General features: G+C 65.4%; 1 protein-coding gene and 1 pseudogene. Both read right to left on the minus strand.

Going from position 1 to position 596, the window contains the following annotated elements; genetic code table 4:
• The coding region (locus FJR74_RS08340; protein ID WP_241860485.1) for a type III PLP-dependent enzyme domain-containing protein at positions 1-232 on the minus strand (232 nt) is incomplete at its 3' end.
• A gap of 270 nt (positions 233-502) precedes the next feature.
• Positions 503-596, minus strand: a pseudogene (locus tag FJR74_RS08345) (hypothetical protein); the annotation flags it as partial.

Consider the following 596-nt stretch of genomic DNA (forward strand, 5'->3'; position numbering starts at 1 on the left):
GATGGCCACTGTCGATTTCGATGAGAACATCGATCGCGCCAGCGGCGTCTGCGAGCCGTGCGCCGGTGTTCGAAGCGCCCTCGGCGGTGCCCGCACCGACAGCGATGCGAGCGCGGTCAGCCAGCTGACGGAGCCGGTCGGCTTGGCGTGTGCCGATCCACAATGGGTAGGTGATGAATACGTCGTCGGCGCCGTGGTCGACGAATACCTCGACTTCCCCGATGGTGGCCACCGTCAGGCCGCGCGCCCGCGCGGAGTTGCATATGGGCGATCTCAGGCAGCTTGTGCGTCTTCACGTGGGGACGCAGGGCGATCCCTTTCGCGGCGACGGCGGAACTCATTCGCCCGATGTTGCGGTCAAGGATGTCGCGGTCGATCAGCACGTCGGGCGTATCGATCTCGTCCGGAATGCAAGACATGGGGCTCCCTCCCTCGGCGAGCGATGTCAGCCGGCGCTCCGCATTAACCGCTCAACATACTTTGCGACTACGTCGACTTCGAGGTTCACCCGGGTTCCCACCGCAGCGGACCCCAGCGTGGTCAGCTCCCGGGTCGTCGGGATCAGCGAGACCTCAAACCAGTCCCGCTGTTCGGCG

Source organism: Metamycoplasma neophronis (assembly GCF_006491995.1).
Taxonomy (GTDB): Bacteria; Bacillota_I; Bacilli_A; order Mycoplasmatales; family Metamycoplasmataceae; genus Metamycoplasma; species Metamycoplasma neophronis.